The 21,762-nt window shown below is 71.3% G+C and carries 23 protein-coding genes; 16 read left to right on the top strand and 7 right to left on the bottom strand.

All coding sequences use genetic code 11. From position 1 onward, the window contains the following. Positions 1-48: 48 nt before the first annotated feature. The 8 genes from DI005_RS32055 (at position 49) to DI005_RS32090 (ending at position 8,497) form a co-directional block, all read left to right on the top strand. Positions 49-1,233 carry a Rieske 2Fe-2S domain-containing protein gene (locus tag DI005_RS32055; RefSeq protein WP_112265263.1) on the top strand — a complete coding sequence of 395 codons (1,185 nt, stop codon included), beginning with the start codon at positions 49-51 and terminating at the stop codon, positions 1,231-1,233. A 103-nt stretch (positions 1,234-1,336) separates the two neighbouring features. Next, positions 1,337-2,632 carry a M20 family metallopeptidase gene (locus DI005_RS32060; protein WP_113644577.1) on the top strand — a complete coding sequence of 432 codons (1,296 nt, stop codon included), beginning with the start codon at positions 1,337-1,339 and terminating at the stop codon, positions 2,630-2,632. Then, entirely contained in the window at positions 2,629-3,579 is a 951-nt protein-coding gene (locus DI005_RS32065) for a catechol 1,2-dioxygenase (RefSeq protein WP_113644578.1), read from the top strand. Before DI005_RS32060 ends, DI005_RS32065 begins: the two co-directional genes overlap by 4 nt. Further along, positions 3,576-4,433 (top strand): alpha/beta fold hydrolase, encoded by an 858-nt coding sequence (locus DI005_RS32070; RefSeq protein ID WP_113644579.1) that lies wholly within the window; start codon positions 3,576-3,578, stop codon positions 4,431-4,433. Before DI005_RS32065 ends, DI005_RS32070 begins: the two co-directional genes overlap by 4 nt. After that, a complete protein-coding gene (locus tag DI005_RS32075; protein WP_199543383.1) occupies positions 4,430-5,215 on the top strand; it encodes an alpha/beta fold hydrolase in 786 nt (261 codons plus the stop codon). Before DI005_RS32070 ends, DI005_RS32075 begins: the two co-directional genes overlap by 4 nt. After that, positions 5,212-5,982, top strand: coding sequence for an IclR family transcriptional regulator (locus DI005_RS32080; RefSeq protein WP_199543385.1), 771 nt, complete (start codon positions 5,212-5,214; stop codon positions 5,980-5,982). Before DI005_RS32075 ends, DI005_RS32080 begins: the two co-directional genes overlap by 4 nt. A gap of 63 nt (positions 5,983-6,045) precedes the next feature. Further along, positions 6,046-7,263 carry a cytochrome P450 gene (locus DI005_RS32085; protein WP_112265256.1) on the top strand — a complete coding sequence of 406 codons (1,218 nt, stop codon included), beginning with the start codon at positions 6,046-6,048 and terminating at the stop codon, positions 7,261-7,263. Between the two features lie 4 nt (positions 7,264-7,267). Continuing rightward, the gene (locus DI005_RS32090; RefSeq protein ID WP_113644580.1) at positions 7,268-8,497 is read left to right on the top strand and encodes a phenylacetate--CoA ligase family protein; all 1,230 of its coding nucleotides are present in this window, start codon (positions 7,268-7,270) and stop codon (positions 8,495-8,497) included. Positions 8,498-8,586: 89 nt separating this feature from the next. On the opposite strand, the gene DI005_RS32095 is transcribed toward DI005_RS32090, so the two are convergent. Then, a complete protein-coding gene (locus DI005_RS32095; RefSeq protein ID WP_112265252.1) occupies positions 8,587-9,576 on the bottom strand; it encodes an LLM class flavin-dependent oxidoreductase in 990 nt (329 codons plus the stop codon). Continuing rightward, a complete protein-coding gene (locus DI005_RS32100; RefSeq protein WP_113644581.1) occupies positions 9,573-10,637 on the bottom strand; it encodes an NAD/NADP-dependent octopine/nopaline dehydrogenase family protein in 1,065 nt (354 codons plus the stop codon). Before DI005_RS32100 ends, DI005_RS32095 begins: the two co-directional genes overlap by 4 nt. Before the next feature lie 563 nt (positions 10,638-11,200). Between DI005_RS32100 and DI005_RS32105 the strand changes: the two genes are divergently transcribed. Next, positions 11,201-11,602: a helix-turn-helix domain-containing protein gene (locus DI005_RS32105; protein WP_112265248.1), complete on the top strand. Its 402-nt coding sequence runs from the start codon at positions 11,201-11,203 to the stop codon at positions 11,600-11,602. Between the two features lie 62 nt (positions 11,603-11,664). Continuing rightward, positions 11,665-12,078: a VOC family protein gene (locus DI005_RS32110; RefSeq protein ID WP_113644582.1), complete on the top strand. Its 414-nt coding sequence runs from the start codon at positions 11,665-11,667 to the stop codon at positions 12,076-12,078. A gap of 57 nt (positions 12,079-12,135) precedes the next feature. Here the strand turns inward: DI005_RS32110 and DI005_RS32115 are convergent, their stop codons facing one another. After that, complete coding sequence (locus tag DI005_RS32115; protein WP_228714223.1) at positions 12,136-12,636, bottom strand: MarR family winged helix-turn-helix transcriptional regulator; 501 nt, start codon at positions 12,634-12,636, stop codon at positions 12,136-12,138. Positions 12,637-12,706: 70 nt separating this feature from the next. On the opposite strand from DI005_RS32115, the gene DI005_RS32120 reads away from it, so the two are divergent. Together DI005_RS32120 and DI005_RS32125 are read left to right on the top strand one after the other, a co-directional pair. Next, the gene (locus DI005_RS32120; protein WP_113644583.1) at positions 12,707-14,743 is read left to right on the top strand and encodes an MMPL family transporter; all 2,037 of its coding nucleotides are present in this window, start codon (positions 12,707-12,709) and stop codon (positions 14,741-14,743) included. A gap of 34 nt (positions 14,744-14,777) precedes the next feature. Further along, positions 14,778-15,026 (top strand): Prokaryotic metallothionein, encoded by a 249-nt coding sequence (locus DI005_RS32125; RefSeq protein ID WP_112265242.1) that lies wholly within the window; start codon positions 14,778-14,780, stop codon positions 15,024-15,026. 34 nt (positions 15,027-15,060) lie between these two features. Here the strand turns inward: DI005_RS32125 and DI005_RS32130 are convergent, their stop codons facing one another. Together DI005_RS32130 and pruA are read right to left on the bottom strand one after the other, a co-directional pair. Beyond that, complete coding sequence (locus DI005_RS32130) at positions 15,061-15,984, bottom strand: proline dehydrogenase family protein (RefSeq protein ID WP_112265240.1); 924 nt, start codon at positions 15,982-15,984, stop codon at positions 15,061-15,063. Between the two features lie 9 nt (positions 15,985-15,993). After that, positions 15,994-17,619, bottom strand: a complete 1,626-nt coding sequence (pruA, locus tag DI005_RS32135) for an L-glutamate gamma-semialdehyde dehydrogenase (protein WP_113644584.1) — start codon at positions 17,617-17,619, stop codon at positions 15,994-15,996. A 60-nt stretch (positions 17,620-17,679) separates the two neighbouring features. Here pruA and DI005_RS32140 point away from each other — a divergent pair, with 60 nt between their 5' ends. From DI005_RS32140 to DI005_RS32155, 4 genes are all read left to right on the top strand, one after another. Next, positions 17,680-19,278: a CdaR family transcriptional regulator gene (locus DI005_RS32140; protein ID WP_113644585.1), complete on the top strand. Its 1,599-nt coding sequence runs from the start codon at positions 17,680-17,682 to the stop codon at positions 19,276-19,278. A gap of 26 nt (positions 19,279-19,304) precedes the next feature. Next, a complete protein-coding gene (locus tag DI005_RS32145; protein WP_112265234.1) occupies positions 19,305-19,667 on the top strand; it encodes a BlaI/MecI/CopY family transcriptional regulator in 363 nt (120 codons plus the stop codon). After that, complete coding sequence (locus DI005_RS32150; RefSeq protein WP_113644586.1) at positions 19,664-20,551, top strand: M56 family metallopeptidase; 888 nt, start codon at positions 19,664-19,666, stop codon at positions 20,549-20,551. The genes DI005_RS32145 and DI005_RS32150 overlap by 4 nt, the downstream gene beginning before the upstream one ends. 63 nt (positions 20,552-20,614) lie before the next feature. Beyond that, positions 20,615-20,962 (top strand): hypothetical protein, encoded by a 348-nt coding sequence (locus tag DI005_RS32155; RefSeq protein ID WP_110333939.1) that lies wholly within the window; start codon positions 20,615-20,617, stop codon positions 20,960-20,962. On the opposite strand, the gene DI005_RS32160 is transcribed toward DI005_RS32155, so the two are convergent. Next, a complete protein-coding gene (locus DI005_RS32160; protein WP_228714224.1) occupies positions 20,943-21,365 on the bottom strand; it encodes a hypothetical protein in 423 nt (140 codons plus the stop codon). The genes DI005_RS32155 and DI005_RS32160 overlap by 20 nt on opposite strands. Continuing rightward, a complete protein-coding gene (locus DI005_RS32165) occupies positions 21,358-21,723 on the bottom strand; it encodes a hypothetical protein (RefSeq protein ID WP_113644587.1) in 366 nt (121 codons plus the stop codon). The genes DI005_RS32160 and DI005_RS32165 overlap by 8 nt, the downstream gene beginning before the upstream one ends. Positions 21,724-21,762 lie beyond the last annotated feature (39 nt).

Consider the following 21,762-nt stretch of genomic DNA (forward strand, 5'->3'; position numbering starts at 1 on the left):
GCCCATCATGCCCGGACACCGGCGTGGAGAGTTCTGGAGGACGACGCGATGGCACGACGTCTGGAGGAGGGCGCCACCCGCACGCGGCCGAAGCTGCCGGGCCGCCAGGACTGGTCGTCATGGCCGAACTACGACGCCGCGGCCGAGGGCTTCCGGGGCTACTGGTACCCCGTGACGTGGTCGAGCCACGTCACCGGCAAGCCGAAGGCGTTCACGATCTGCGGTGAGAAGATCACCCTGATCCGCGACAACGGCACCGCGTACGCGCTGCACGACCGCTGCCCGCACCGCGGCGTGCCGCTCTCGCTGGGCAACCAGCAGTTCCCCGGCACCGTGAGCTGCCCGTACCACGGCTGGACGTTCGACCTCACCAACGGCAAGCTCTGCGCGGTCATCACCGACGGCCCCGACTCGCCCATCCGCGGCAAGGTCGGGGTGCCTACCTACGCCGTGGCGGAGCGGCTCGGCATGGTGTGGGTGTACGTGCCGCTGGCGGGCGAGGCCGCGCCGCCGATCGACGAGCAGCTGCCCGAGGAGCTGGTCGACAACGCGTTCGTCATGGGCGGGCGCATCGACCCTCGCGCGGGCAACTGGCGCTTCGCCTGCGAGAACGGCTTCGACGAGGGTCACGCGAAGTACCTGCACCGCACGTCGCTGTGGCGGCTGTTCAAGCCCATGCCGGTCTGGAACATCACGCGCGTGGTCCCGGAGGGCCGCTGGATCTACCGCGTGCAGGACGAGGTGCACTGGGAGGCCGACTTCCCCGGCGTCGGGCACTGGACCGGCAAGCGGTGGTGGAAGCTGCGCCCGCCGAAGGGCACGTTCAACGTCGGCAACACCGGCACGCCGAAGAAGGTGGACCCGGTGATCGAGAAGCAGGGCTTCCCCGGGTTCGCGTCGCTGTCCATGCCGGGTGTGCTGCGGATCGTGTACCCGAAGTTCATCCACTACGAGTTCTACGTGCCCGTGGACGCCGACAACCACCGGTACGTGGGCGTGATGGTCAACTTCCTGAAGGGCGTGGCGACCGCCCGCTTCTACGCGAAGTACCTGGGTGCGATCCGGTGGCTCTTCCACGGGCAGTTCTCCGGTCAGGACGCGTGGATGGTCGACGTCACCGACGCGCCGCCCGAGAAGCTGTACCGCCCCGACGTGTCGCTCACGTCGTGGCGCAACCTCGCCGAGTCCACCACCAGGCAGAAGCTGGCCGCGCTGAAGGGAGAGCCGTCGTGAGGATCCTGTTGGTGCTGGTCTTGGGCGGCACAGCCGTGGCGGCTCCGTTCGCGTGGCGCGCACTGGCCCGCCGTTCCAACACCCAGGTCAGGCGGATCAACCAGTGAGCGAGCGGGACGGCTGGGTCGCCGAGGCGTCCCGGCACATCACCCCGGAACGCCTGCGCGAGCTGATCGCGGGGATCGTCGACGTGCCCAGCCCCACCGGGTTCGAGGCGCCGCTGGCCGAGCACCTCGCGCGCACGCTCACCGCGGCCGGAGTGCCCGCCGCGGCCCAGCCGATCGACGAGCACCAGGCCAACGCGCTCGGCCGCCTTCGCGGCGACGGCACCGGGCCCGACCTCATGCTCTACGCGCCCATCGACACGCTCACCACCGGCGACCCCGAGCAGGACGTGCCGTGGATCGGCCCCGAGCTGCGCCCCGACATGCGACCCGAGGCCCGGCACGACGGCGACTTCGTCACCGGCCTCGGCGCCTCCAACCCCAAGGGCCACGCCGCGTGCGTGGCCATGGCGGCCGAGGCGATCGCGCGTGCGGGCGTGCCGCTCACGGGCGACCTCGTGGTCGCCTTCGGTGCCGGGGGCATGCCCACCAACGCGCTGCCCGCGAGCACCCGCCGCAACACCGGGCAGGGCGTCGGCTGCTCGTTCCTGCTGGAGCAGGGCGGCTGGACCGACTTCGCCGTCATCGCAAAGCCGGGCTGGACCGTGTCGTGGGAGGAGGTGGGCCTCGCCTGGTTCGACATCGAGGTCGGCGGCACCCACACCTACGTCGGCTCCCGCCACCGCCTGCCCTACGCCAACGCGATCGCCCGTGCCGGTGAGGTCGCGGTGCGGCTGGAGCGGTGGTTCGCCGAGTTCGCCGAGCGGCACACGGGCGGCACGGTCAGCCCTCAGGGGGTGGTCTCGTCGATCGAGGGCGGCTGGCGGCGCATGGCGGCCACGACGCCCTCCGCGTGCCGGATGCGGGCCGACCTGCGCTTACCGCCCGGATTCTCGCCCATGGCGGCCAAACGGGAACTCCTCGCCGCACTCGAGGAGATCGGCAAGGAACTGTCCGTTCCGGACATCCGTGCTGAGCTGGTGCTCGCCATCCCCGGCACGCGCACGCCGCCGGACTCGTGGGTCGCACGCAGCGCGATCGCGGCGTGGGAGGAGATCGCTGGTCGCCCGCACGAGGTGATCCGGGGCAACAGCGGCGCCACCGACGCCAACATCCTGCGCAACCGGGGCATCCCGACCGTGCGCGTCGGCATGCCCAAGGTCGCCCACGCCGCCGAGGACTTCTCCCTCGGCATGAACACCGTGGACGTCAACGAGATGGTGCGGCTGACTCGCCTGCTGGTGCGGACGGCCGTGGACACGACGACGAGGACGCGAAGCGAGGTGGGGCTATGACGGAGATCGTGCTCGGCGTGGGCGCGTCACACAGCACGCTCATGAACACCCATTGGGAGCAGACGGTCCACAAGGCAGAGGCCGAGCGGTTCCGCGACGCGCTCGGCACGGCGCGGGACGAGCTGGCCGCCGCAGCGCCCGACACGGCCGTGATCATCGGCTCCAACCACTTCCGCGGTTTCTGGCTCGATCTGATCCCGAGCTTCACGATCGGCGTCGGTGAGTGCGTCGCCAGCGGTGAGTCCGGCACGCCCAAGGGACCGCAGCCCGTTGACGTGCCGCTGGCCCGGCACGTCGCCAACTCGCTGGTGGAGAGCGGCCGGTTCGACGCCGCGTTCTCGGCGCGGCTGCAGATCGACCACGGCCAGTCCCACGCCATCCAGTACCTGCTCGCCGGGCTCGACGTGGAGATCGTGCCCGTGGTGGTGAACGTCTTCGCGCACCCGCTGCCCACGCTCGCCCGGTGCGCCGACCTCGGTTCCGCCGTGCGCGAGGCCGTGCTCGGCTTCGCGGGCGACCGCCGCGTCGCGGTGATCGCCTCCGGTGGGCTGTCGCACCGTCTGCCGTGGCCGGACTGGCGTGCTCCGCAGGGCGACGACGAGGAGTTCATGGTCCGCGCGTGGCTCGACGGGCGTGACAACTGGCAGGACTACGACGCACGCAGGCGCGAGATCATCCGCGCCGCCAGCGCTGCGGTCAACCCCGAGTTCGACGACGAGTTCCTGAGCCTGCTGGAGAAGGGCGAGGCGCACCGCCTCACCGACTGGAGCACCGAGCGGCTCGAGGAGGTCGCGGGCAACGGCGCTCAGGAGATCCGCACCTGGCTCGCCATGGCCGCCGCGCTCGACCATGTGCCGGCACGGCGCTTGGCGTACGAGGTGATCCCGGAGTGGCTGACGGGCATGGGGGTCGCCGTTCTTGACCCGGCAACGAGGAGTGACGCGTGAGTATCTGGACCGAACTGGCCGATGTGGACTTCCGGCAGGCCTATGTGGACGCGGGCGGCATCCGCACGCGCGCGCTGCAGGCCGGGCCCGAGGACGGTGAGCACGTGGTGTTCCTGCACGGCACCACCGGCCACCTCGAGGCGTTCGTCCGCAACATCGGGCCGCACGCGCGGCGCTACCGCTGCCACGCCATCGACATGCTCGGCCACGGCTACACCGACAAGCCCGACAAGCCCGGTGAGATCCCGGCCTACGTCGAGCACCTGCTCGCCTACCTCGACGCCGTGGGAGCCGAGAAGGCCCACCTCGTCGGCGAGTCGCTCGGCGGCTGGGTCGCGGCGTGGACGGCGAGCGAGCACCCGGAGCGCGTCGCGACGCTGCAGCTGCTGTGCATGGGCGGCACGAAGGTGAACCCCGAGGTGATGCAGCGGCTCAAGACGTCCACCACCGCGGCGTCGCTGGAGGACGACATCGAGCTCACCCGCAAACGGCTGCGGCTGCTGTGGGCCGAGTGGGACGACGACCTCGGCGACGAGCTCACCGAGGTGCGCTACGACATCTACCACCGGCCGGAGTTCCAGAAGAACCTGCACAACCTGCTGGCACTGCAGGAGACCGAGACGCGCGAGCGCAACCTGCTGCGTCCTGAGCGCATGGCCCGGATCAGCGCGCCGACGCTTGTGGTGTGGGGCAACAAGAACCCGTTCGGCGACGTGCCCGAGGCGCACGCCATCGCCGACGCGATCCCCGGCGCCCGGCTGGAGATCTTCCCCGAGTGCGGGCACTGGCCCCAGCACGAGCAGGCCGACCGCTACAACCCGCTGAGCCTCGAGTTCCTCGCCGAGGCGTCGTGACCGGAATCCGGTTCGGTTACGCCGACTCCTCGCTCGGGCAGCTGCACTACGCCGAGTGCGGCACGGGCGCGCCCGTGGTGCTGCTGCACCAGACGCCGCGCTCGTGGGACGAGTACCGCGAGGTGCTGCCGCTGCTCGGCGTCACGCACCGCGCGATCGCCATGGACACCGCGGGGTTCGGGCGATCGGCCCCGCCCGCCGAGCACGGCATCGAGCACTATGCCGCCGCGGTGCTGGAGTTCCTCGACGCGCTCGGTCTGGATCGCGTCTCGCTCGTCGGCCACCACACGGGCGGGGTCGTGGCGATCGAGGTCGCGGCGTCGGCGCCGGAACGGGTCGACCGGCTCGTGCTCTCGTCCACGCCGTGGGTCGACGCGGCCTCGCGAGAGGCCCGCGCCAAGCGGCCCCCGATCGACCACGTGCCGGTGAGCGAGGACGGCGAGCACCTCACGACGCTCTGGCAGCGCAGGCAGGGCTTCTACCCGAAGGGCAGGCCCGACCTGCTCACGCGGTTCGTGCGCGACGCGCTCGTGCTCGGCGACGACGTCGAGGCCGGGCACCACGCGGTGGGCCGCTACCGCATGGAGGAGCGCATCGGCAAGGTCTCCGCACCCGCGCTCTGTATCGGCGCCTCGGCCGATCCGCACGTGTTTCCTCAGCTCGACGCATTGTCATCGCGCCTGAACAACGCGAAGGTGGTGATTGTCGAGGGCGGCATGGTTCCGTTGATGGAGGAGCATGCCGAAGAGGTCGTGCGAGTGATCGCGAGGTTCCTGACATGACTGTCGTTTCGCCGCCGGGCCCCACCACCACGATGAACTCGGTGCTCGGCAAGGCACAGCTGATCATCGAGGCGTTCACGGTCGACGACGTGTCCCTGTCGCTGACCGACCTGGTGCGCCGCACCGGCGTCGCCAAGGCCAGCGTGCACCGGCTGGCGCAGGAGCTGCTGGCGTGGGGCCTGCTCGAACGCGCGGGCACCGGCTACCGGCTCGGGCTCAAGCTGTTCGAGATCGGCCACCGCGTGCCGAGGCAGCGGATCGTGCGCGACGCCGCGCTGCCGTACATGGAGGACCTGCTGCTCGCGACGCAGGAGACCGTGCACTTCGCGATCCGCCACGGCACCGAGGTGCTGTACCTGGAGAAGATCGTGGTGCACCGGGGCCTGAGCGAGCAGTCGCGGGTGGCCGGCAGGCTGCCGATGTACTGCACGGCGACCGGCAAGATGCTGCTGGCCCACGCCCCCGACGAGCTGTTCGCCGAGGTCGTCGGCAAGGGCCTGCGCCCGCTGACCAGGCACACCATCACCTCGCCCGCCGTGCTGCGCGGGCAGCTCGACAAGATCCGCGAGCGCGGCATCGCCACCGAGTGGGAGGAGACCCGGCTCGGCTACGCCAGCACCGCGGTACCCGTCCCGGACGTCGACGGCAGCCCCATCGGCGCGCTGTCGGTGACCGCGCCGACCACACGGATGAACGCCGCCCAGGTGGCCGGGGCCCTGCGCACCGCCGCGAACGGCATCGCCCGCACGCTGCGCGCGACGCGCTGAGCAGGTCCGGTGCGCGGACCCGCGTGGTTGACGCCGCCGCACCAGTAGTTGAAGGGTTTGCGAATGAGCGACGATTGGTCCGTCACCTCGGTGATCCGCAGGCTGCTCAGTCCGGAGGGGCTCGCCGACCCGTACGCGATCTACTCCGAGATCCGGGCCGCCGCCGACGCGGGGCTGCCGACGGGGCGGTTCCTGTTCCGCTACGCCGACGTGCGCGAGGCGCTCTACGACCGTGACCTCAGCTCCGACCGCGTCTCCGCGATCCTGCGGCCGCTGCCCGAGGAGGCGAGGCGCGAGGCCGCGCCGCTGGAGGAGACGATGCGCGACATCGTCGTGTTCTCCGACCAGCCCGACCACCGGCGCCTGCGCAGGCTGCTGCTCAAGGCGTTCACACCGCGCATGGTGGCACAGGCCAAGCCCGAGATCGAGAAGCTGACGCGTTCGCTGCTCGACTCGCTGCCCGCCGACGGCGACGCGTTCGACCTGCACCGGGGGCTCATGTATCCGATGCCGGCGCTCGTGGTGTCCGCGCTGCTCGGCATCCCCGAGGAGGAGCACGAGGCGTTCCAGGGCTGGGCGCTCGACCTGGTGCTCGTGGTCGGCTCCGGCCGGATCACGCCCGAGCTGGCGCGGCGGGCCTCCGACAGCGCGCTGCGCATGCGGGAGCTGTTGTCACGGCTGGTGGAGCAGCGGCGCAAGGCGCCTGGTCCGGACCTGCTCAGCGCCATGATCGAGGCCGTCGACGAGGGTGAGCGGCTCACCGAGAACGAGCTGTACGCCAACGCGCTGTTCCTCATGACCGCGGGCCACGAGACGGCGACCAACATGCTGAGCAACGGTCTGCTCGCACTCCTGCGTCACCCCGACCAGCTGGAACTGCTGCGGAGTGACCTCTCGCTGCTGGGCTCCGCGACCGAGGAGATGCTGCGCTTCGAGGGGCCGGTGCAGATCGCGGCCAGGATCGCCGACCGCGACCGCGAGCTGTGCGGACTTGACCTCAAGCGAGGGCAGGCCGTGATCCTGCTGCTCGGCGCCGCCAACCGCGACCCCGAGGTGTTCCCCGAGCCGGACCGGTTCGACATCACCCGCGCGCCGAAGGGGCACCTCGCGTTCTCGCACGGCATGCACTTCTGCCTCGGTGCCGCGCTCGCGCGGGCCGAGATGGAAGTGGTGCTGCCGCTGGTGTTCGAGCGGTTCCCCCGGCTGCGGCTCGCCGAGGAGCACATCGAATGGCAGCCGACGCTCGACTTCCGTGGTCCGAACCGCCTGCTGGTGAGGTGAGCGCATGACTGGGGTGGACGTTGTCGACACGCCGGTGGCCGAGCTGGCCGACGCGGTCGATCGTGCTCGTGCGGGCTCGGCGTTCCTGCGCGAGAAGCTCGGTGACCTCCCGGTCCGCGGGGCCGAGGACTTCGCGCGGTTGCCGTTCACCACCAAGCAGGAGCTGCGCGAGACGCCGTTCCTCGACTACGCGGCCGTGCCCGCTGAGCGGATCGTGCGCATCCACTCGTCGTCCGGCACCACGGGCAGGCGCACGATCTGCGCCTACTCGGCCAAGGACCTCGACGACTGGGCCGAGATGTTCGCCCGCTGCTACTCGTTCGCGGGTGTGACCGAGGCCGACCGGGTGCAGCTCATGGTCGGCTACGGGATGTGGACCGCCGGTGTCGGTTTCCAGGCCGGTGCCGAGCGGCTCGGAGCCATGACCGTGCCGAGCGGGCCGGGAAATACCGACCTGCAGCTCGAGCTGATGCGCGAGGCCGGGACGACGGTGTTCGGCGCGACGTCGTCGTTCGCGCTGCTCATCGCGGAGCTGGTGGAGCGCGAGGGCCTGCGCGACGAGCTGTCGCTGCGCGTCGGCGTGATCGGCTCGGAACGCTGGGGCGACGCCACGCGCAGGCGCATCGAGTCGGGGCTCGGCATCGAGACGTTCGACATCTACGGCATGACCGAGCTGTGGGGGCCGGGCACCGGCATCGAGTGCTCCCAGCACGACGGCATGCACGTGTGGTCGGACCATTACCACGTCGAGATCGTCGACCCGGAGACGCTGGAGCCGGTGCCGCACGGAACGCCGGGCGAGGTGGTGGTGACGACGCTGACCAAGGAGGCCACCCCGCTCGTGCGCTACCGCACGCGTGACCTGTCCTTTCGCTACGGCGAGCCGTGTCAGTGCGGGAGCCCGTATCCGCGCATCGGGCGCATCGAGGGCCGCTCCGACGACCAGGTGAAGGTGCGCGGCGTGATCTTCCTGCCCGCACAGGTCGACACGGTGCTGGCCGAGGTCGCGGGCGCGGGCTCGGAGTTCCAGGCGCACGTCGACCGCGACGAGTCGGGCCGCGACTCGCTCACCATCCGCGTGGAGGGCAGCGACCGGCCCGGCCTCGCCGGTGAGCTGGCCGAACGGTTCCAGGCGAAGATCGGCATCCGTGTCGATGTGGACCTGGTCGCGATGGGCACCCTTCCCCGCAACGCGGGCAAGACGAAGCGGGTCTTCGACCACCGCACCCTGTAGGCGGGCCCGACTGCAGTGAAGGCCACCTTCACTGCGTTCAACGCAGTCAAGGTGGCCTTCACTGCAGTACTGCATCAGTGCATGTGCGGTCAGGCGGACTTGATGGCCTCGCCCAGCAGCTCGAGGGCCAACTCCGGCTCGGGGCCCAGCTCGCCGCTGAACGACACCGCGTCGAACCCGGCCTCGCGCCAGCGCTTCAGCCCGGCCACGAGGTCGTTGAGGTCGCCCGCCGCCATGAAGAGGTCCAGCGTGCGGTCGCTGATCTCGGCGAGCCGCTCGGTCTGCCCGTCGCGCGTCGCGGCGCGGGCGGCGTCGACCTCGGCCTGCGGCACGTCGTGGAACTTCAGCAGCGGACCAAGGTGCGGGAGGAACGTCGCCATGATGCGCCGCGCGCCCTGCCGGGCCAGCTCGCGGTCGGGGTGCACGTAGGTCCAGTTCTCCACCACGAAGTCCACGTCCGAACGCGAGCGGCCCGCCTCCTCGGCGCCCGCGTGGAACTCCTCGCGCAGCATCGTCGAGTAGGCCGGGTCCCATTGCGCCGCAAGGCGAAGGCCCTCGCAGTGCGCACCCGCGAGGCGCGCGCCCTTCGGGCCGTGCGCGCCGAGGTACACCGGCACGCGGCGGCCGGTGCCGAAGTGCAGCTTCGCTGACTTGCCCAGCTGGAACACGTCGCCGTGGTACTCGGAGCCGTCGCCGGTGATCACGGCGCGGATGACGTCGACGGCCTCGCGCACGCCCTTGAGCGTCGACGGATTGGTCTGGCCCACCAACTCGTACATGGAGCCGCGGCCGATGCCGAGCACCGCGCGGCCGCCGGAGAGCTCGTCGAGGTGCGCGATGTTCGCCGCGATCTGCACCGGGTGGCTCAGGTAGGGGTGGGTGACGTTCGGGCCGACCTGGATGCGGGACGTGGCGCGCGCGATGTCGCACAGCACCGGCCACACCGGCCTGCGCAGCAGCACGTCGTGCACTGTGACGTCCTCGAAGCCGAGCTCCTCGGCCCGCGCCGCGACCGCCGGGTAGGTCTCGATCGGCAGATTTCCGTGGAGCTGCAAGAGATAGCGCATGTTGGTCGTCACGCCGCGAGCATAGTCATGCCCTCGCGGGCGTTCCGGCGGAGTTCGTCGAGGTCCTCCGTGCCCAGCGAGCGCGGGTTGCGGCCCTCGGCCAGCAGGTCCTCGCCGAGCGCGGTGCCCATCAGCGTCAGGATGGCGGAGCCGACGGGCGCCTCGACCCCGGCCAGGCGCGCGAGCGCGACGTTCAGCACCAGACCGCAGCGGATGTCCTCGCCGACGTAGCGGTGCTGGAGGGTCACCGACTCGCGCCACAGGCCCGACGCGAGCAGCCGCGCCTTGGCATCCGGCGGGTACATCGAGGTGTCGCGGCCCGCGTAGTAGTCCGCGAGCGGCCAGTGCGGCTCGCCGAAGCCGAGCGCGCGGCGCAGCGCGACGCGCTCCGCGTCGAGCGCGCGGGTGGTGGCCAGCACCGAGGGCGACGCGCCGTCGGCGTGGATGTCGAACCGCTCGGCGATGGTCTCGATGGCGCCGAGGTTGTGGGCGATCAGCGGCGGGTGGATCACGGGGCCCCAGTTGCTGAGCGCCGCGTCGAGGCCGTCGGTCAGCCGTACGGCCATCGGGTACGCGGCGGCGAAGCGGGCGTGCGCGTCGTCGGCCAGGGCGCCGGTGCCGGGAATCGAGCCGACGGGGAGGTTGCCGGAGATCACGGGGATGCTGACCTCGCCGGGTGCGGTGACCCTCGTGAGGTAGGGCAGCGTGCCGGTTTCGAGGAAGGCGACGTCGGGCCTGCGTTTCGCTCCGAGCCACGTGCCGAAGGTGCCGGGGGTGAACGCGACGGCCTGACCGGGTGCGAGCAGGGGCGTGAGCGCGTCGAGCAGTTCCGGTTGGGCAGTGGCGGGTACCGGCGCGACGATCAGGTCGCTGCCCTTGATCGCGGCGCCGAGGTCGTGGGTGACCAGTGTGGGGGTGACCTCGCCTGCGTCGTCGTGGGTGCGGTACCGCAGTCGCCCGCCGTCTGGGAACGGCGCGGAGCGCCTCCACCAGCGCACGTCGTGACCGCCGAGGGAGAGGTCCACCACCGCCGCGTGCGACCCGTTCCCGCCGCCAAGAACCGTGACGATCACGCGCGTACCTCCAGCCTCCGGGACCCTTCCGACCGCAGTAGACCCCCAACCCCGGGAACGGGCAAGGCCGAGAGTCCACTCACCAGACCTGGACGCGCGAGTTGCCCGTCCGGGACGCCGAGTTGCCCGTTCCGGTTCGGGAGATGCCCGCTCCGGCTCGCGAGTTGCCCGTTCGGGACGCGAGTTGCCCGTTCGGGACGCCGAGTTGCCCGCTCTGGTTCGCGAGTTGCCCGCTCCGGTTCGCGAGTTGCCCGTTCGGGACGCCGAGTTGCCCGTTCCGGTTCGGGAGATGCCCGCTCCGGCTCGCGAGTTGGCCGTTCGGAGCGTCGTCCGTGACGGCGGGAGTGGGAACTCGCGGTCGGGAGTGGGGAACTCGCGGTCGGGAGTGGGGAACTCGCGCGCTTGCCGTCGCCGTAGGGCTTCTCCAGCCCCCGGACGTGCCCGGCTTGGTTCATCGCCTTCCGTACCCTGCCCAAAGGCGGCCGGGGTCTCTCTAACACTGTTAACCTGTCAAGGGTGGGGGTTGCTGATCCGCAGGCTGCGCGCCCGGCACGGGAGCTGGGATGAGCGCGCCGGGCGCCGAGCTCGCGCGCGAGCTGCTGCGGGTGCGTGACCTGATCGACCGGTCCTACGCCCAGGACCTGGACATCCCGGCGCTGGCTCGGACGGCGTGTGTCTCGCAGGCGCATTTCCGGCGCACGTTCAAGCAGGCGTTCGGGGAGACACCGCACCGGTACCTGATGACGCGCAGGCTCGAACGCGCCAAGGCGCTGCTTCGCGCGGGCGAGCTGTCGGTCACCGAGGTGTGCCTCGCGGTCGGCTTCACGAGCCTCGGCTCGTTCAGCACGCAGTTCCGCCGGTTCGTCGGCGAGAGTCCGACGGCGTACCGGCGGCGCGCGGCGAGCCTGCCGCCGGTGCCGATCCCGGCCTGCTACCTCCGGATCTGGACGCGCCCGCGCGAATGAGCGTTTTCGAGAAGCACGCCGACCTCCCGGCTCGTTAGCGTCCTTTTCGGAGGTGGTTACCGATGATCACAGGAATGGCTCTGGTCTGCGTCCGGGTTCGCGACCAACAGGAGGCGTACGAGTTCTACGTCGGCAAGCTCGGCCTCAAGCCCACGATGGACGAGACGATCGACGGGTTCCGGTACCTGATCGTGTCGGCGCCGGAACAGCCGGAGCTGCCAATCATGCTGGTGGAGCCGGAGGCGCCGATGATCGACGACGAGGCGGCACGGCAGATCCGCACGCTGCTGGCGACGGGTGCGCTCGGTCCCGGCGCCTTTCGCACCGACGACTGCCGCGCCACCTACGCCGAGCTGAAGGCCAAGGGGGTCGAGTTCGTCGAGGAGCCGGAGGAGCGGTTCTACGGCATCGACGCCGCGTTCCGCGACCCGAGCGGCAACCACTGGCGGCTCACGCAGCCCAAGCCGCCCCAGTGACCACGACGCATGCAGTGAAGGCCACCTTCACTGCGTTGACCGCAGTGAAGGTGGCCTTCACTGCGGTCCGCCTGACCTGGGCCGGCCCGGTGGGAGCACCGCCTTCTTCGTGCGGATCGTGGCGTCGATGCTCACGGTCAGGAAGCGCTCGATGGTGCGCCGCTCCTCGGGGCCGAACTCGGTCCAGGTGCGAGAGAGCTCCTCGCCGAGCGGCGTGAAGAGACTCCTGGCGAGCTCCAGCGCCGTCTCCTCCACCCGCAGCTCGACGCGTCGGCGATCGGTCTCGCTGCGGGTGCGGTGCACGTGGCCCGCCGACTCGAGCCGGTCGATCAGGGCCGTCGTCGCCGAGGCCGACAGGTGCAGTGCCTCGGCGAGCTCCCTGGGGCTCGGCGGCCCTCCTGACCTGGTGGCATCCATGATCACGGCCAGTGCGTTGAGATCCGTGCGGTGCATGCGGTGCGCCTGGCGCAGGATCTCGACGAACTCGCCGTTCTCCACGGTCAGCTGCCGCAACAGGCGGACGAGGACGTCGTCGCCGGGGCTGTGAGCCGCTGTCACGTTTGTCTCACTCCTCCCCGTTTGCCGCTTCCACCTACCCAGCTTAGTATTTCGATCACCGAATCATTCGATGGTCGAACTAACTGGGAGAACCGTGCGCAGGCTCCGCTGGCTCGTTCCCGCGCTGATCATGATCGGCTGGCTGGCGATCGGCGGGTTCGGCGGCCCGTTCGCGGGCAAGCTGAGTGACGTCTCCGAGAACGACAACTCGGCGTTCCTGCCCGCGTCCGCCGAAGCCACGGAGGTCCAGCGGCTGCAGGAGCGGTTCACCCGGAACGAGGCCGTGCCCACGATCGTCGTCGCCGAGCGCGCGGGCGGCGTCACCCCGGCCGACCGCGCGTTCCTCCAGGAACGCGCTGCCGATGCGGCCTCGATCGAGGGAGTCGTCCAGCCGGTTTCACCGGTGATCCCGTCGCGGGACGGCAAGGCGCTGCAGCTCGTCGTGCCCATGACGGGCGAGCCGAACGAGGCCGTCGAGGAGCTGCGCGGCCTGCTCGACCGCGACCGGCCGGACGGGCTCGACGTCTACGCCGCCGGTCCGGCTGGGCAGATCGCCGACCTTTCCGAAGCGTTCGGCGGCATCGACGGGATGCTCCTGCTCGTCGCGGGCTCGGTCGTGGCCGTGATCCTGATCATCGTCTACCGAAGCCCGCTGCTGCCGTTCCTCGTGCTGCTCTCCGGGATCTTCGCGCTCGGCCTCGCGAGCCTCACCGTCTACCTGCTCGCCGACTCCGGAGCGCTCGCGCTCAACGGCCAGAGCCAGGGCATCCTGTTCATCCTCGTCTTCGGGGCCGCGACCGACTACGCGCTGCTGCTCGTCTCCCGATTCCGCGAGGAGCTGCGGGACACCGAGGACCGGTACGTCGCGATCCGCAAGGCACTGCGCGGCACCATCGAACCCATCGCCGCCTCGGCGGGCACCGTGATCCTCGGCGTGCTGTGCCTGCTGTTCAGCGACCTCAACTCCAACCGGGGGCTCGGCCCGGTCGCCGCGATCGGCATCGGTGCCTCGCTGCTGGCCTCGGTCACCTTCCTGCCCGCGGTGCTGGCGATCTTCGGCCGCGCCGCGTTCTGGCCGTTCCGCCCGCTGCACGGCTCCCCGCACCCGGAGGCGAAGGGCGTATGGGGCCGGATCGCCGGCCTCGTCGACCGGAAGCCGAGGGCGATCTGGGTGGTCACCGCGCTGGTGCTGCTCGCGGGCGCGGCGTTCGTGCCGCAACTCAAAGCCGACGGCACGTCCCAGACCGACGTCTTTCTCACCGAGGTCGACTCGGTCGCCGGGCAGGAGGTGCTTTCGCGGCACTTCCCCGGCGGCGTCGGCTCGCCCGCGATCGTGATCGCCAACGCGCAGCAGACCGACGCCGTGCTCGAGGCGACGCGTGTCGACGGCGTCTCCAGCGCCGAGCCCGCGGGCACCCGCGACGGGCTCGTGCTCATCGAGGCCGTGCTCGACGCTCCGGCCGACTCCGAGCGGGCGGTGGGGATCGTGCAGAGCCTTCGCGACTCGGTGCGCGCCGTGGACGCGGACGCGAAGGTGGGCGGGCGCACCGCCGTTCAGCTCGACACGCAGGAAACGTCCAAACGCGATCGCATGGTGATCATCCCGCTCGTGCTCGTGGTGGTGCTCGCCGTGCTGGCGCTGCTGCTGCGCTCGCTGCTCGCCCCGCTGCTGCTCGTGGCCACCGTGGTGCTGTCGTTCGCGGCCACGATGGGGGTGTCGGCGCTGGTGTTCAACCACGTGCTCGGCTTCCCCGGCGCCGACCCGGCCGTGCCGCTGTTCGGCTTCGTCTTCCTGGTGGCGCTCGGCATCGACTACAACATCTTCCTCATGACCAGGGTCCGGGAGGAGGCGCGGACGAGGGGCACGCGCGAGGGCACGCGCTACGGGCTCACCGTCACCGGTGGGGTGATCACGTCGGCGGGCGTGGTGCTCGCGGCGACGTTCGCGGCGCTCGCGGTGCTGCCGATCCTGTTCCTCGCGCAGATCGCGTTCATCGTCGCGTTCGGCGTGCTGCTCGACACCCTGATCGTCCGGTCGCTGCTGGTGCCCGCGCTGACCATCGACATCGGCAAGAAGGTGTGGTGGCCCTCGGCGCTGTCCCGGTGAGGTTTGCCGTCGACCCATGCGGGAATGCGTACGTATGGCTACTTGCGAAGTCTGTGGGAACGAGTACGACCTCTCCTTCGAGATCCACACCAAGGGCGGCGGCAAGCACACGTTCGACTCTTTCGAGTGCGCCATCCACAAGCTCGCGCCCGTGTGTGAACACTGCGGCTGCAAGGTGGCCGGGCACGGCGTCGACGTCGATGGGCACTTCTTCTGCTGTGCGCACTGCGCACGCGAGTCCACCGAGCTGGGCGCCAAGGCCCGCGACGCCGTGACCGCCTAGGTCCGACACGCCGCTGGTGTCCTGACGCAGGACACTAGCGGCCGACCAGCGCCCTGGCGAAGAAGGCCAGGTTGGCCGGCCGCTCGCCGAGGCGCCGCACGAAGTACGGGTACCACTCGCCGCCGTAGGGCACGTAGACCCTCATGCCCAGCCCGCGGGCGGCGAGTCGCCGCTGCTCGTCCACACGGATGCCGAACAGCATCTGGTGCTCGTACTCCGTGGTGCCCCGCCCTGCCCGCAGCGCGAGGTCCTGTGCGATCTCGATCAGCCTGGGGTCGTGGGTGGCGACCATCGGGTAGCCGTCGCCGTGCATGAGCGTCTTGAGACAGCGCACGTACGACGCGTCCACGTCGGCCCTGTCCCGGTAGGCCACCGAGGCCGGCTCGTCGTAGGCGCCCTTGCACAGGCGCACCCGCGAGCCGGGTCCGGCGAGGTCGGCGCAGTCGCCCTCGGTGCGCCGCAGGTACGCCTGCACCACGGCGCCCACCCACGGGAAGTCCACCCGCAGCTCACGCACGATCGAGAGCGTGGCGTCGACCGTCGTGTGGTCCTCCATGTCCACGGTCACCGTGGTGCCCGCGCTCGCCGCGGCCTCGCAGATCGCCCGCGCCCCTTCGAGGGCGATCTTGTCGCCGTCGCGGGGCAGGGTCCGGCCCAGCGCCGACAGCTTCACCGACACCTCCGCCTTCGCGGCCAGCCCCTCGTCGGCGAGGGTGCCGAGCAGGCTCTGGTACGCCTCGACGGCCGCGTCGGCCTGAGCCCGTTCCCCAGTGTCCTCGCCGAGGTGGTCGAGCGTGACGAGTCGGTCGCGGGTCAGCTCCCGCGTCGCGGCCAGCGCGTCGGTGACCCCCTCGCCCGCGACGAACCGGTCGACGATCGGCCTGGCGAGCGGCAGGTTCTCGACGAGCGAGCGGCACTTCCGCGAGCGGGACGCGGCGATGATGGCCGAGCGCAGCATGGCGAACTCCTAGAGCTGGTGCGGGTACGACGAGCGGACCGGGGGCACGAACGTCTCCTTGACCGTGCGCGGGCTGACCCAGCGCAGGAGGTTGTAGACCGAGCCCGCCTTGTCGTTGGTGCCCGACCCGCGGGCGCCGCCGAAGGGCTGCTGGCCGACGACCGCGCCGGTCGGCTTGTCGTTGACGTAGAAGTTGCCCGCCGCGAAGCGCAGCACCTCCTTCGCGCGCTCGATGGCGGCCCGGTCGGTCGCGATGATCGAGCCGGTGAGCCCGTAGGCCGCGCCGCGGTCCACCTCGTGCAGCACGCGGTCGTACTCGCCGTCCTCGTAGACGTGCACGGCCAGCACGGGCCCGAAGTACTCGGTGCGGAACACCTCGTGCGTGGGGTCGGAGCCCTCGAGCACGGTCGGCCGCACGAAGTAGCCGGTCGAATCGTCGGCCGTGCCGCCCGCGAGCACCTCCAGCGAGGGTGCCGCGTGCGCCATCTCCAGCACCCCGGCCAGCCGGTCGTAGGCCCTGCGGTCGATGACGGCGCCCATGAAGTTGCGCAGGTCGGTCACGTCGCCGACCGTCAGCGCCTCGACCTCGGACACCAGGTCGTCCTTGAGCCGTGCCCACACCGAGCGCGGTACGAACGCGCGTGAGGCCGCGGAGCACTTCTGGCCCTGGAACTCGAACGCGCCGCGGACGAGTGCCGTGCGCAGGACGTCGACGTCGGCACTGGGGTGCGCCACCACGAAGTCCTTGCCGCCGGTCTCGCCGACCAGCCTCGGATACGTGCGGTAGCCGCCGATGTTGGCGCCGACGGCCGACCACAGGTGCTGGAACGTCCTCGTGGAGCCGGTGAAGTGGATGCCGGCGAGCGCGGGGTCGGCGAGCGCGACGTCCGAGACGGCGAGGCCGTCGCCGGGCAGCAGGTTGATCACGCCCGGCGGCAGGCCGGCCTCCTCCAGCAGGCGCAGCGTCAGGTGCGCGGCGAGGCCCTGCGTCGGCGACGGCTTCCACAGCACGGTGTTGCCCATCAGCGCGGGCGCGGTGGGCAGGTTGCCGGCGATGGCGGTGAAGTTGAACGGCGTGATCGCGTAGACGAAGCCCTCGAGCGGGCGGTAGTCGAGCCGGTTCCACACGCCGGGCGAGCTCTGCGGCTGACCTTCAAGCAGCTCGCGGGCGAAGTGGACGTTGAACCGCCAGAAGTCGGCGAGCTCGCACGCGGAGTCGATCTCGGCCTGCACGGCGGTCTTGGACTGGCCGAGCATCGTCGCGGCGTTGAGGGTGTCGCGCCACGGCCCCGACAGCAGGTCGGCGGCGCGCAGCAGCACGGCGGCGCGCTCGTCGAAGGACAGGCGCCGCCACGACTCGCCCGCCCGCAACGCGGCGTCGATGGCGTCCTTCGCGTCGGCGTGCGTCGAGTTGGCCGTGGTGCCCAGCACGTGGGCGTGGTTGTGCGGCTGGACGACGTCGATGCGCTCGCCGTCCGGCATCCGCTGCTCGCCGCCGATGGTGGCGGTGAGCTCGAACCGCGTGCTCGCGAGCTCGGCGAGCTTGCGGGTGAGGCTCTCGCGCTCGGGCGAGCCGGGTGCGTAGTCCCGGACCGGTTCGTTGCGCGGCGCTGGCGGGCTCGTGATGGCGTCCATGCCTGGAAGTGTGGGACCGCGACCGGGCTCGCGGGCTGTGTGTCCGGCTAACGTTGAACCATGGGTGTTGGCCGATCGAACAACGGCTTGGGGTTGCGTCAACTGCTGGTGGCGATCGGCCTTCCACTGGTGGAGCTGCGCACGGAACACGCCGATCCGCTGGTGCGCGGCGTGGCGATCCTCGACCCCGACGACGAGCCCGGCGGCTACGCGGGCGAGCTGGTGCTGATCATCGGCGCGCGCGGGCGCGAGGCGGCCCGGCCGGTGCGGGCGGCGGCCCGCCGGGGCGCGGCCGCCGTCGCGGTGAAGGAGGCGACCGACGAGCTGGCCGGAATCGCGGACGAGTCGGGCGTCGCCCTGCTCAGCGTGGCTGCGCCGGTGCGCTGGGACCAGCTGGAGATCGTGGTGCGGCAGGTGCTCGACAGCGCCACGCTCGCCGAGGGCTTCAGCGACGAGCCCGGCGACCTGTTCTCGCTTGCGCAAACGCTTGCCCTGCTCACGGGTGGCAGCGTCAGCATCGAGGACGCCGGCAACCGGGTGCTCGCCTACTCGAGGTCGGACGACGAGGTCGACGAGCTGCGCAGGCTGTCGATCCTCGGCTGGCAAGGACCTGAAAGCTACCTCGCGCTGCTGCGCGAGTGGGGCGTGTTCGAACGGCTGCGGTCGGGCGAGGAGGTGGTGCGCATCGAGCCGCACCCAGAGCTCGGCATCCGCCGCAGGCTCGCCGTCGGCATCCGCGCCGGCACCCACCACCTCGGCACGGTGTGGGTGCAGGAGGGCAGGGAGCGCTTCGCCGAGCGGGCCGAGAGCGCGTTGCTCGGCGGAGCGCGGCTCGCCGCCGTGCACCTGCTGCGGCAGCGCAGCGAGCACGGCCGCTCGCGCGAGGAGCTGGTGAACGGCCTGCTCACCGGGCACGCCAGCCCCGACCTGGTGGCCGGGCAGCTCGGGCTCGACCCGGCGACGCCGGCCGTCGTCGTGGCGTTCACCGCCCGCGAGCCCACGGCCGATGAGCCGGTGCGGGAGTTGCACCTCGCCGAGATGCTCACGATGGTCTCGGTGCACATGGCCTCGTACCGCAAGGGTGCGCTGGTCGGCGCCGACGGCGCGCGCGTGTACGCGGTGCTGCCGGACGCGCGGCAGCTCAGCGGGCTCGTCGCCGAGGTCACCGACGTGGCCGAGGTGCTCACGCGGCGCACCGGCGTGCGCGTGCAGGCGGGCCTCGGCTCCGCCGTCGCGGCGCTGCGCGACGTCCGCGCGTCGAGGGCCGAGGCCGACCGCGTGCTCGACGCGATGGGCGCCGCCCGGTCGGTCGCGAGCATCGCCGACCTGCGGGCCGAGGTGCTGCTCGGCGAGACGCTCGCGCTGCTGGAGGCCAACCCCGACCTGCACGATCCCGCGGTCGCCGCACTGCTGGCCCACGACGCCGAGCACGGCTCCGAGCTGGTGCCCACGCTGCTCGCCTGGCTCGACGCGATGGGCGACGTGCGCTCGGTGGCCGCCGCGCTGCACGTCCACCCCAACACCGTGCGGCACCGGTTGCGCAGGGTGGGCACCGTGAGCGGCATCGACCTCGGCGACCCGCGCGAGCGGCTGTCCTGCCACCTACAGCTGTTGCTGGCCGTCACAACCGGGGTCACCACCACGACGGTTCGTGGTTGAATTTCCGAAGGCGGATTGCAGAAGGGGTGGACGTGGCGAGGCTCGGAGAACTGGAGCGCGCGGTGATGGATGTGCTCTGGGCGCGACCCGAGCCGGCCAGCGTGCGTGCGGTACACGCGGCGCTCGCTGACCGCGGGCTCGCCTACACGACCGTGATGACCGTGTTGACCCGGCTGGCGGCGAAGAACGTCGTGCGCCGCGAACGGGCAGGCCGCGCCTGGCTGTACGCGCCCGCGGCGACGCGCGAGGAGTACGTCGCCGAGCTGATGCTGGAGGCACTTGAGCTGACCGGCGACCGTGGCTCAGCGCTGGTGCGCTTCGCGCAGTCGGTGACCAGCGACGAGGCCGACGCGCTCCGGCAGGCGCTGGAACGGGGAGAGAAGACGTGATCCTCGTGGGGCACCAGCTCGCGGCGGGCGCGGCGGCCGTGGCCGTGGCGCTCTGGCTGCTGCGCAGCCGCTGGACGCACGCCCACCCCAGGGCGGCTCTGATCCTCTGGCAGATCACGGTCCTCACGCTGGTGGTGTCCACGATCGGCGCGCTGCTCGGCTTCGGGCTCGCGCCCTACCAGCGGGGCCTGGTGCCCGCGCTGTTCGACCTCCCCCCGGTGATCCACGAGTTGGATCTGTGGCACTCCGCGGCCGTCGTGGCCGGGCTCGCGCTCGCGGGCTGGCTGGTCGTCAACCAGCTGCTGTGCCTGCGCAGTACGGCTCGCGCGCGGGCGCGGCACCGGCTGTTGCTGCAGCTGGTCGCGCGGCAGGACACCGGCGCGCTCGTGGTGGACCATCCCATCGCCGTCGCCTACTGCCTGCCCGGCCGCAACCCCCGGATCGTCGTCAGCGCCGGTGCGCGGCGGCTGCTGACCGAAGCGGAGCTGGACGCCGTTCTCGCCCACGAGCGGGCGCACGCGCGGGAGCGGCACCACCTCGTGGTGGCGCCGTTCCAGGCGTTGCGCAGGCTGCTGCCGGGCAGCGCGCTGCTCACGCGGGTGTGCGCGACGATCGAGCTGCTCGTGGAGATGTGCGCCGACGACAAGGCAGCCCGCCAGCACGGCAGGGAGCCGCTGGCGAGCGCGCTGGAGCGCTTCCACGCCAACGGAACGGCGGGCACCCCGGCGGGTGCGCTGGCCGTCGCCGACACCGCGGTGCAGGCGCGGATCCGCCGGCTGCGCGAACCGGACCGGTTCGGCTTCCCGCCCGCGCTGCCGCTGGCCTGCCTGCTGGTGCTGACGGCCCTCGCCACGTCGTCGACCCTTTTCGCCATCCCCCTCTGACCAACCGCGGTGAAGGCCACCTTCCCTGCGCGCCTCTACTACTGCATGTAGTAAGTTCTCGGCATGGAAATCGTCTACGACGCATTGGTCGTGCTGCACCTGCTCGGGATGGCCGGCATCGTCAGTGGCGTGGTCGCGCGCAGCGTCGCACCGGCCGGACCCGCTCCCGCGATCACGATGTACAGCGCGGGCGCACAGGTCCTCACCGGTGTCGCGCTCGTCGGTATCGCCTCGGCCGGCCTCGTCGCCGCGGAACCGGACAACACCAAGGTCGCCGTCAAGCTCGGCATCGCCGTGATCGTGCTCGTGCTGGCCCACATCCTGTGGCGCCGCCCCGAGTCCGGCAAGGGCGTGTTCTACGGGCTGGCCGGCTTCACGCTGGCCAACGTGGTCATCGCGGTGTTCTGGTAGGCGCGGTCCGCCGCAGCCAGAGGAGCCCGATGACGGGCAGCACGAGCGGAATGAACAGGTAACCCATCCCGTAGTTCGACCAGACAGCGGCGTCGGGGAACGCCGCCTGGTCGAACACACTCAGTGTTCCCACCACGAGCACGCCGGCCAACTCCACCGAGCACGCCACGAGCGCGATCCGCCACCACAGGATGCCGGTGCGCGCGAGCGCGAACGTCGCGAGCAGGTACACCACGGCCGCGAACGCCGAGAGCACGTACGGCACGGGCGCCTCGTCGAAGCGGGTCGCGATCTGCACGGCCGCTCGCGACGTGGCGGCTACCGCGAAGATCGCGTACACCGCCACCAGCACGCGGCCCGGCCCGCTCGCCGTGGCGGGGCGTTCGGAAGCTTGCTCAGGCACTCGCGCCACCCCAGACCTCCGACATCCGCAGGATCAGCACCGGCACGGTCACACACGCGACGCCGAGGATCACCGTGCTCGACCTGGTGCGCTCGGCCAGCGCCCACACCGCGCCGACCGGCAGCACCAGCAGCGAGCCCACCAGGTAGGCGATGAAGGTGACCATGCTGCCCGGCCGGTCGCCGCCGATGAGCAGCACGACCGAGATCGCCACCTGCGCCAGCAGCAGGCCCTCCAGCACGGCCAGCCCGGTCAGCAGGGGCCGTGCGGGAGCCTTGTTCCTCGCCGCGAGCACGAAGGCCCAGGCCGCGACGGCCAGCGAGCACAGCGCCACCGCGATCGCATACCCAGTGATCACCGGTCCTCCAGCAAGCCAAGTACTACTAGTCGTAGCGTA

Origin of the sequence: Prauserella sp. PE36, from assembly GCF_003311655.1 — a bacterium.
Classification (GTDB): Bacteria; Actinomycetota; Actinomycetes; order Mycobacteriales; family Pseudonocardiaceae; genus Prauserella_A; species Prauserella_A endophytica.

Excerpts from the sequence above, each read along its gene's own strand:
- DI005_RS32080 (WP_199543385.1), top strand. The coding sequence starts at position 5,212 with ATGACTGTCGTTTCGCCGCCGGGCCCCACCACCACGATGAACTCGGTG.
- DI005_RS32065 (WP_113644578.1), top strand. The coding sequence starts at position 2,629 with ATGACGGAGATCGTGCTCGGCGTGGGCGCGTCACACAGCACGCTCATG.
- DI005_RS32130 (WP_112265240.1), bottom strand. The coding sequence starts at position 15,984 with ATGCTGCGCTCGGCCATCATCGCCGCGTCCCGCTCGCGGAAGTGCCGC.
- DI005_RS32090 (WP_113644580.1), top strand. The coding sequence starts at position 7,268 with ATGACTGGGGTGGACGTTGTCGACACGCCGGTGGCCGAGCTGGCCGAC.
- DI005_RS32155 (WP_110333939.1), top strand. The coding sequence starts at position 20,615 with ATGGAAATCGTCTACGACGCATTGGTCGTGCTGCACCTGCTCGGGATG.
- DI005_RS32085 (WP_112265256.1), top strand. The coding sequence starts at position 6,046 with ATGAGCGACGATTGGTCCGTCACCTCGGTGATCCGCAGGCTGCTCAGT.
- pruA (WP_113644584.1), bottom strand. The coding sequence starts at position 17,619 with ATGGACGCCATCACGAGCCCGCCAGCGCCGCGCAACGAACCGGTCCGG.
- DI005_RS32125 (WP_112265242.1), top strand. The coding sequence starts at position 14,778 with ATGGCTACTTGCGAAGTCTGTGGGAACGAGTACGACCTCTCCTTCGAG.
- DI005_RS32055 (WP_112265263.1), top strand. The coding sequence starts at position 49 with ATGGCACGACGTCTGGAGGAGGGCGCCACCCGCACGCGGCCGAAGCTG.
- DI005_RS32105 (WP_112265248.1), top strand. The coding sequence starts at position 11,201 with ATGAGCGCGCCGGGCGCCGAGCTCGCGCGCGAGCTGCTGCGGGTGCGT.
- DI005_RS32110 (WP_113644582.1), top strand. The coding sequence starts at position 11,665 with ATGATCACAGGAATGGCTCTGGTCTGCGTCCGGGTTCGCGACCAACAG.
- DI005_RS32140 (WP_113644585.1), top strand. The coding sequence starts at position 17,680 with ATGGGTGTTGGCCGATCGAACAACGGCTTGGGGTTGCGTCAACTGCTG.
- DI005_RS32120 (WP_113644583.1), top strand. The coding sequence starts at position 12,707 with ATGGTCGAACTAACTGGGAGAACCGTGCGCAGGCTCCGCTGGCTCGTT.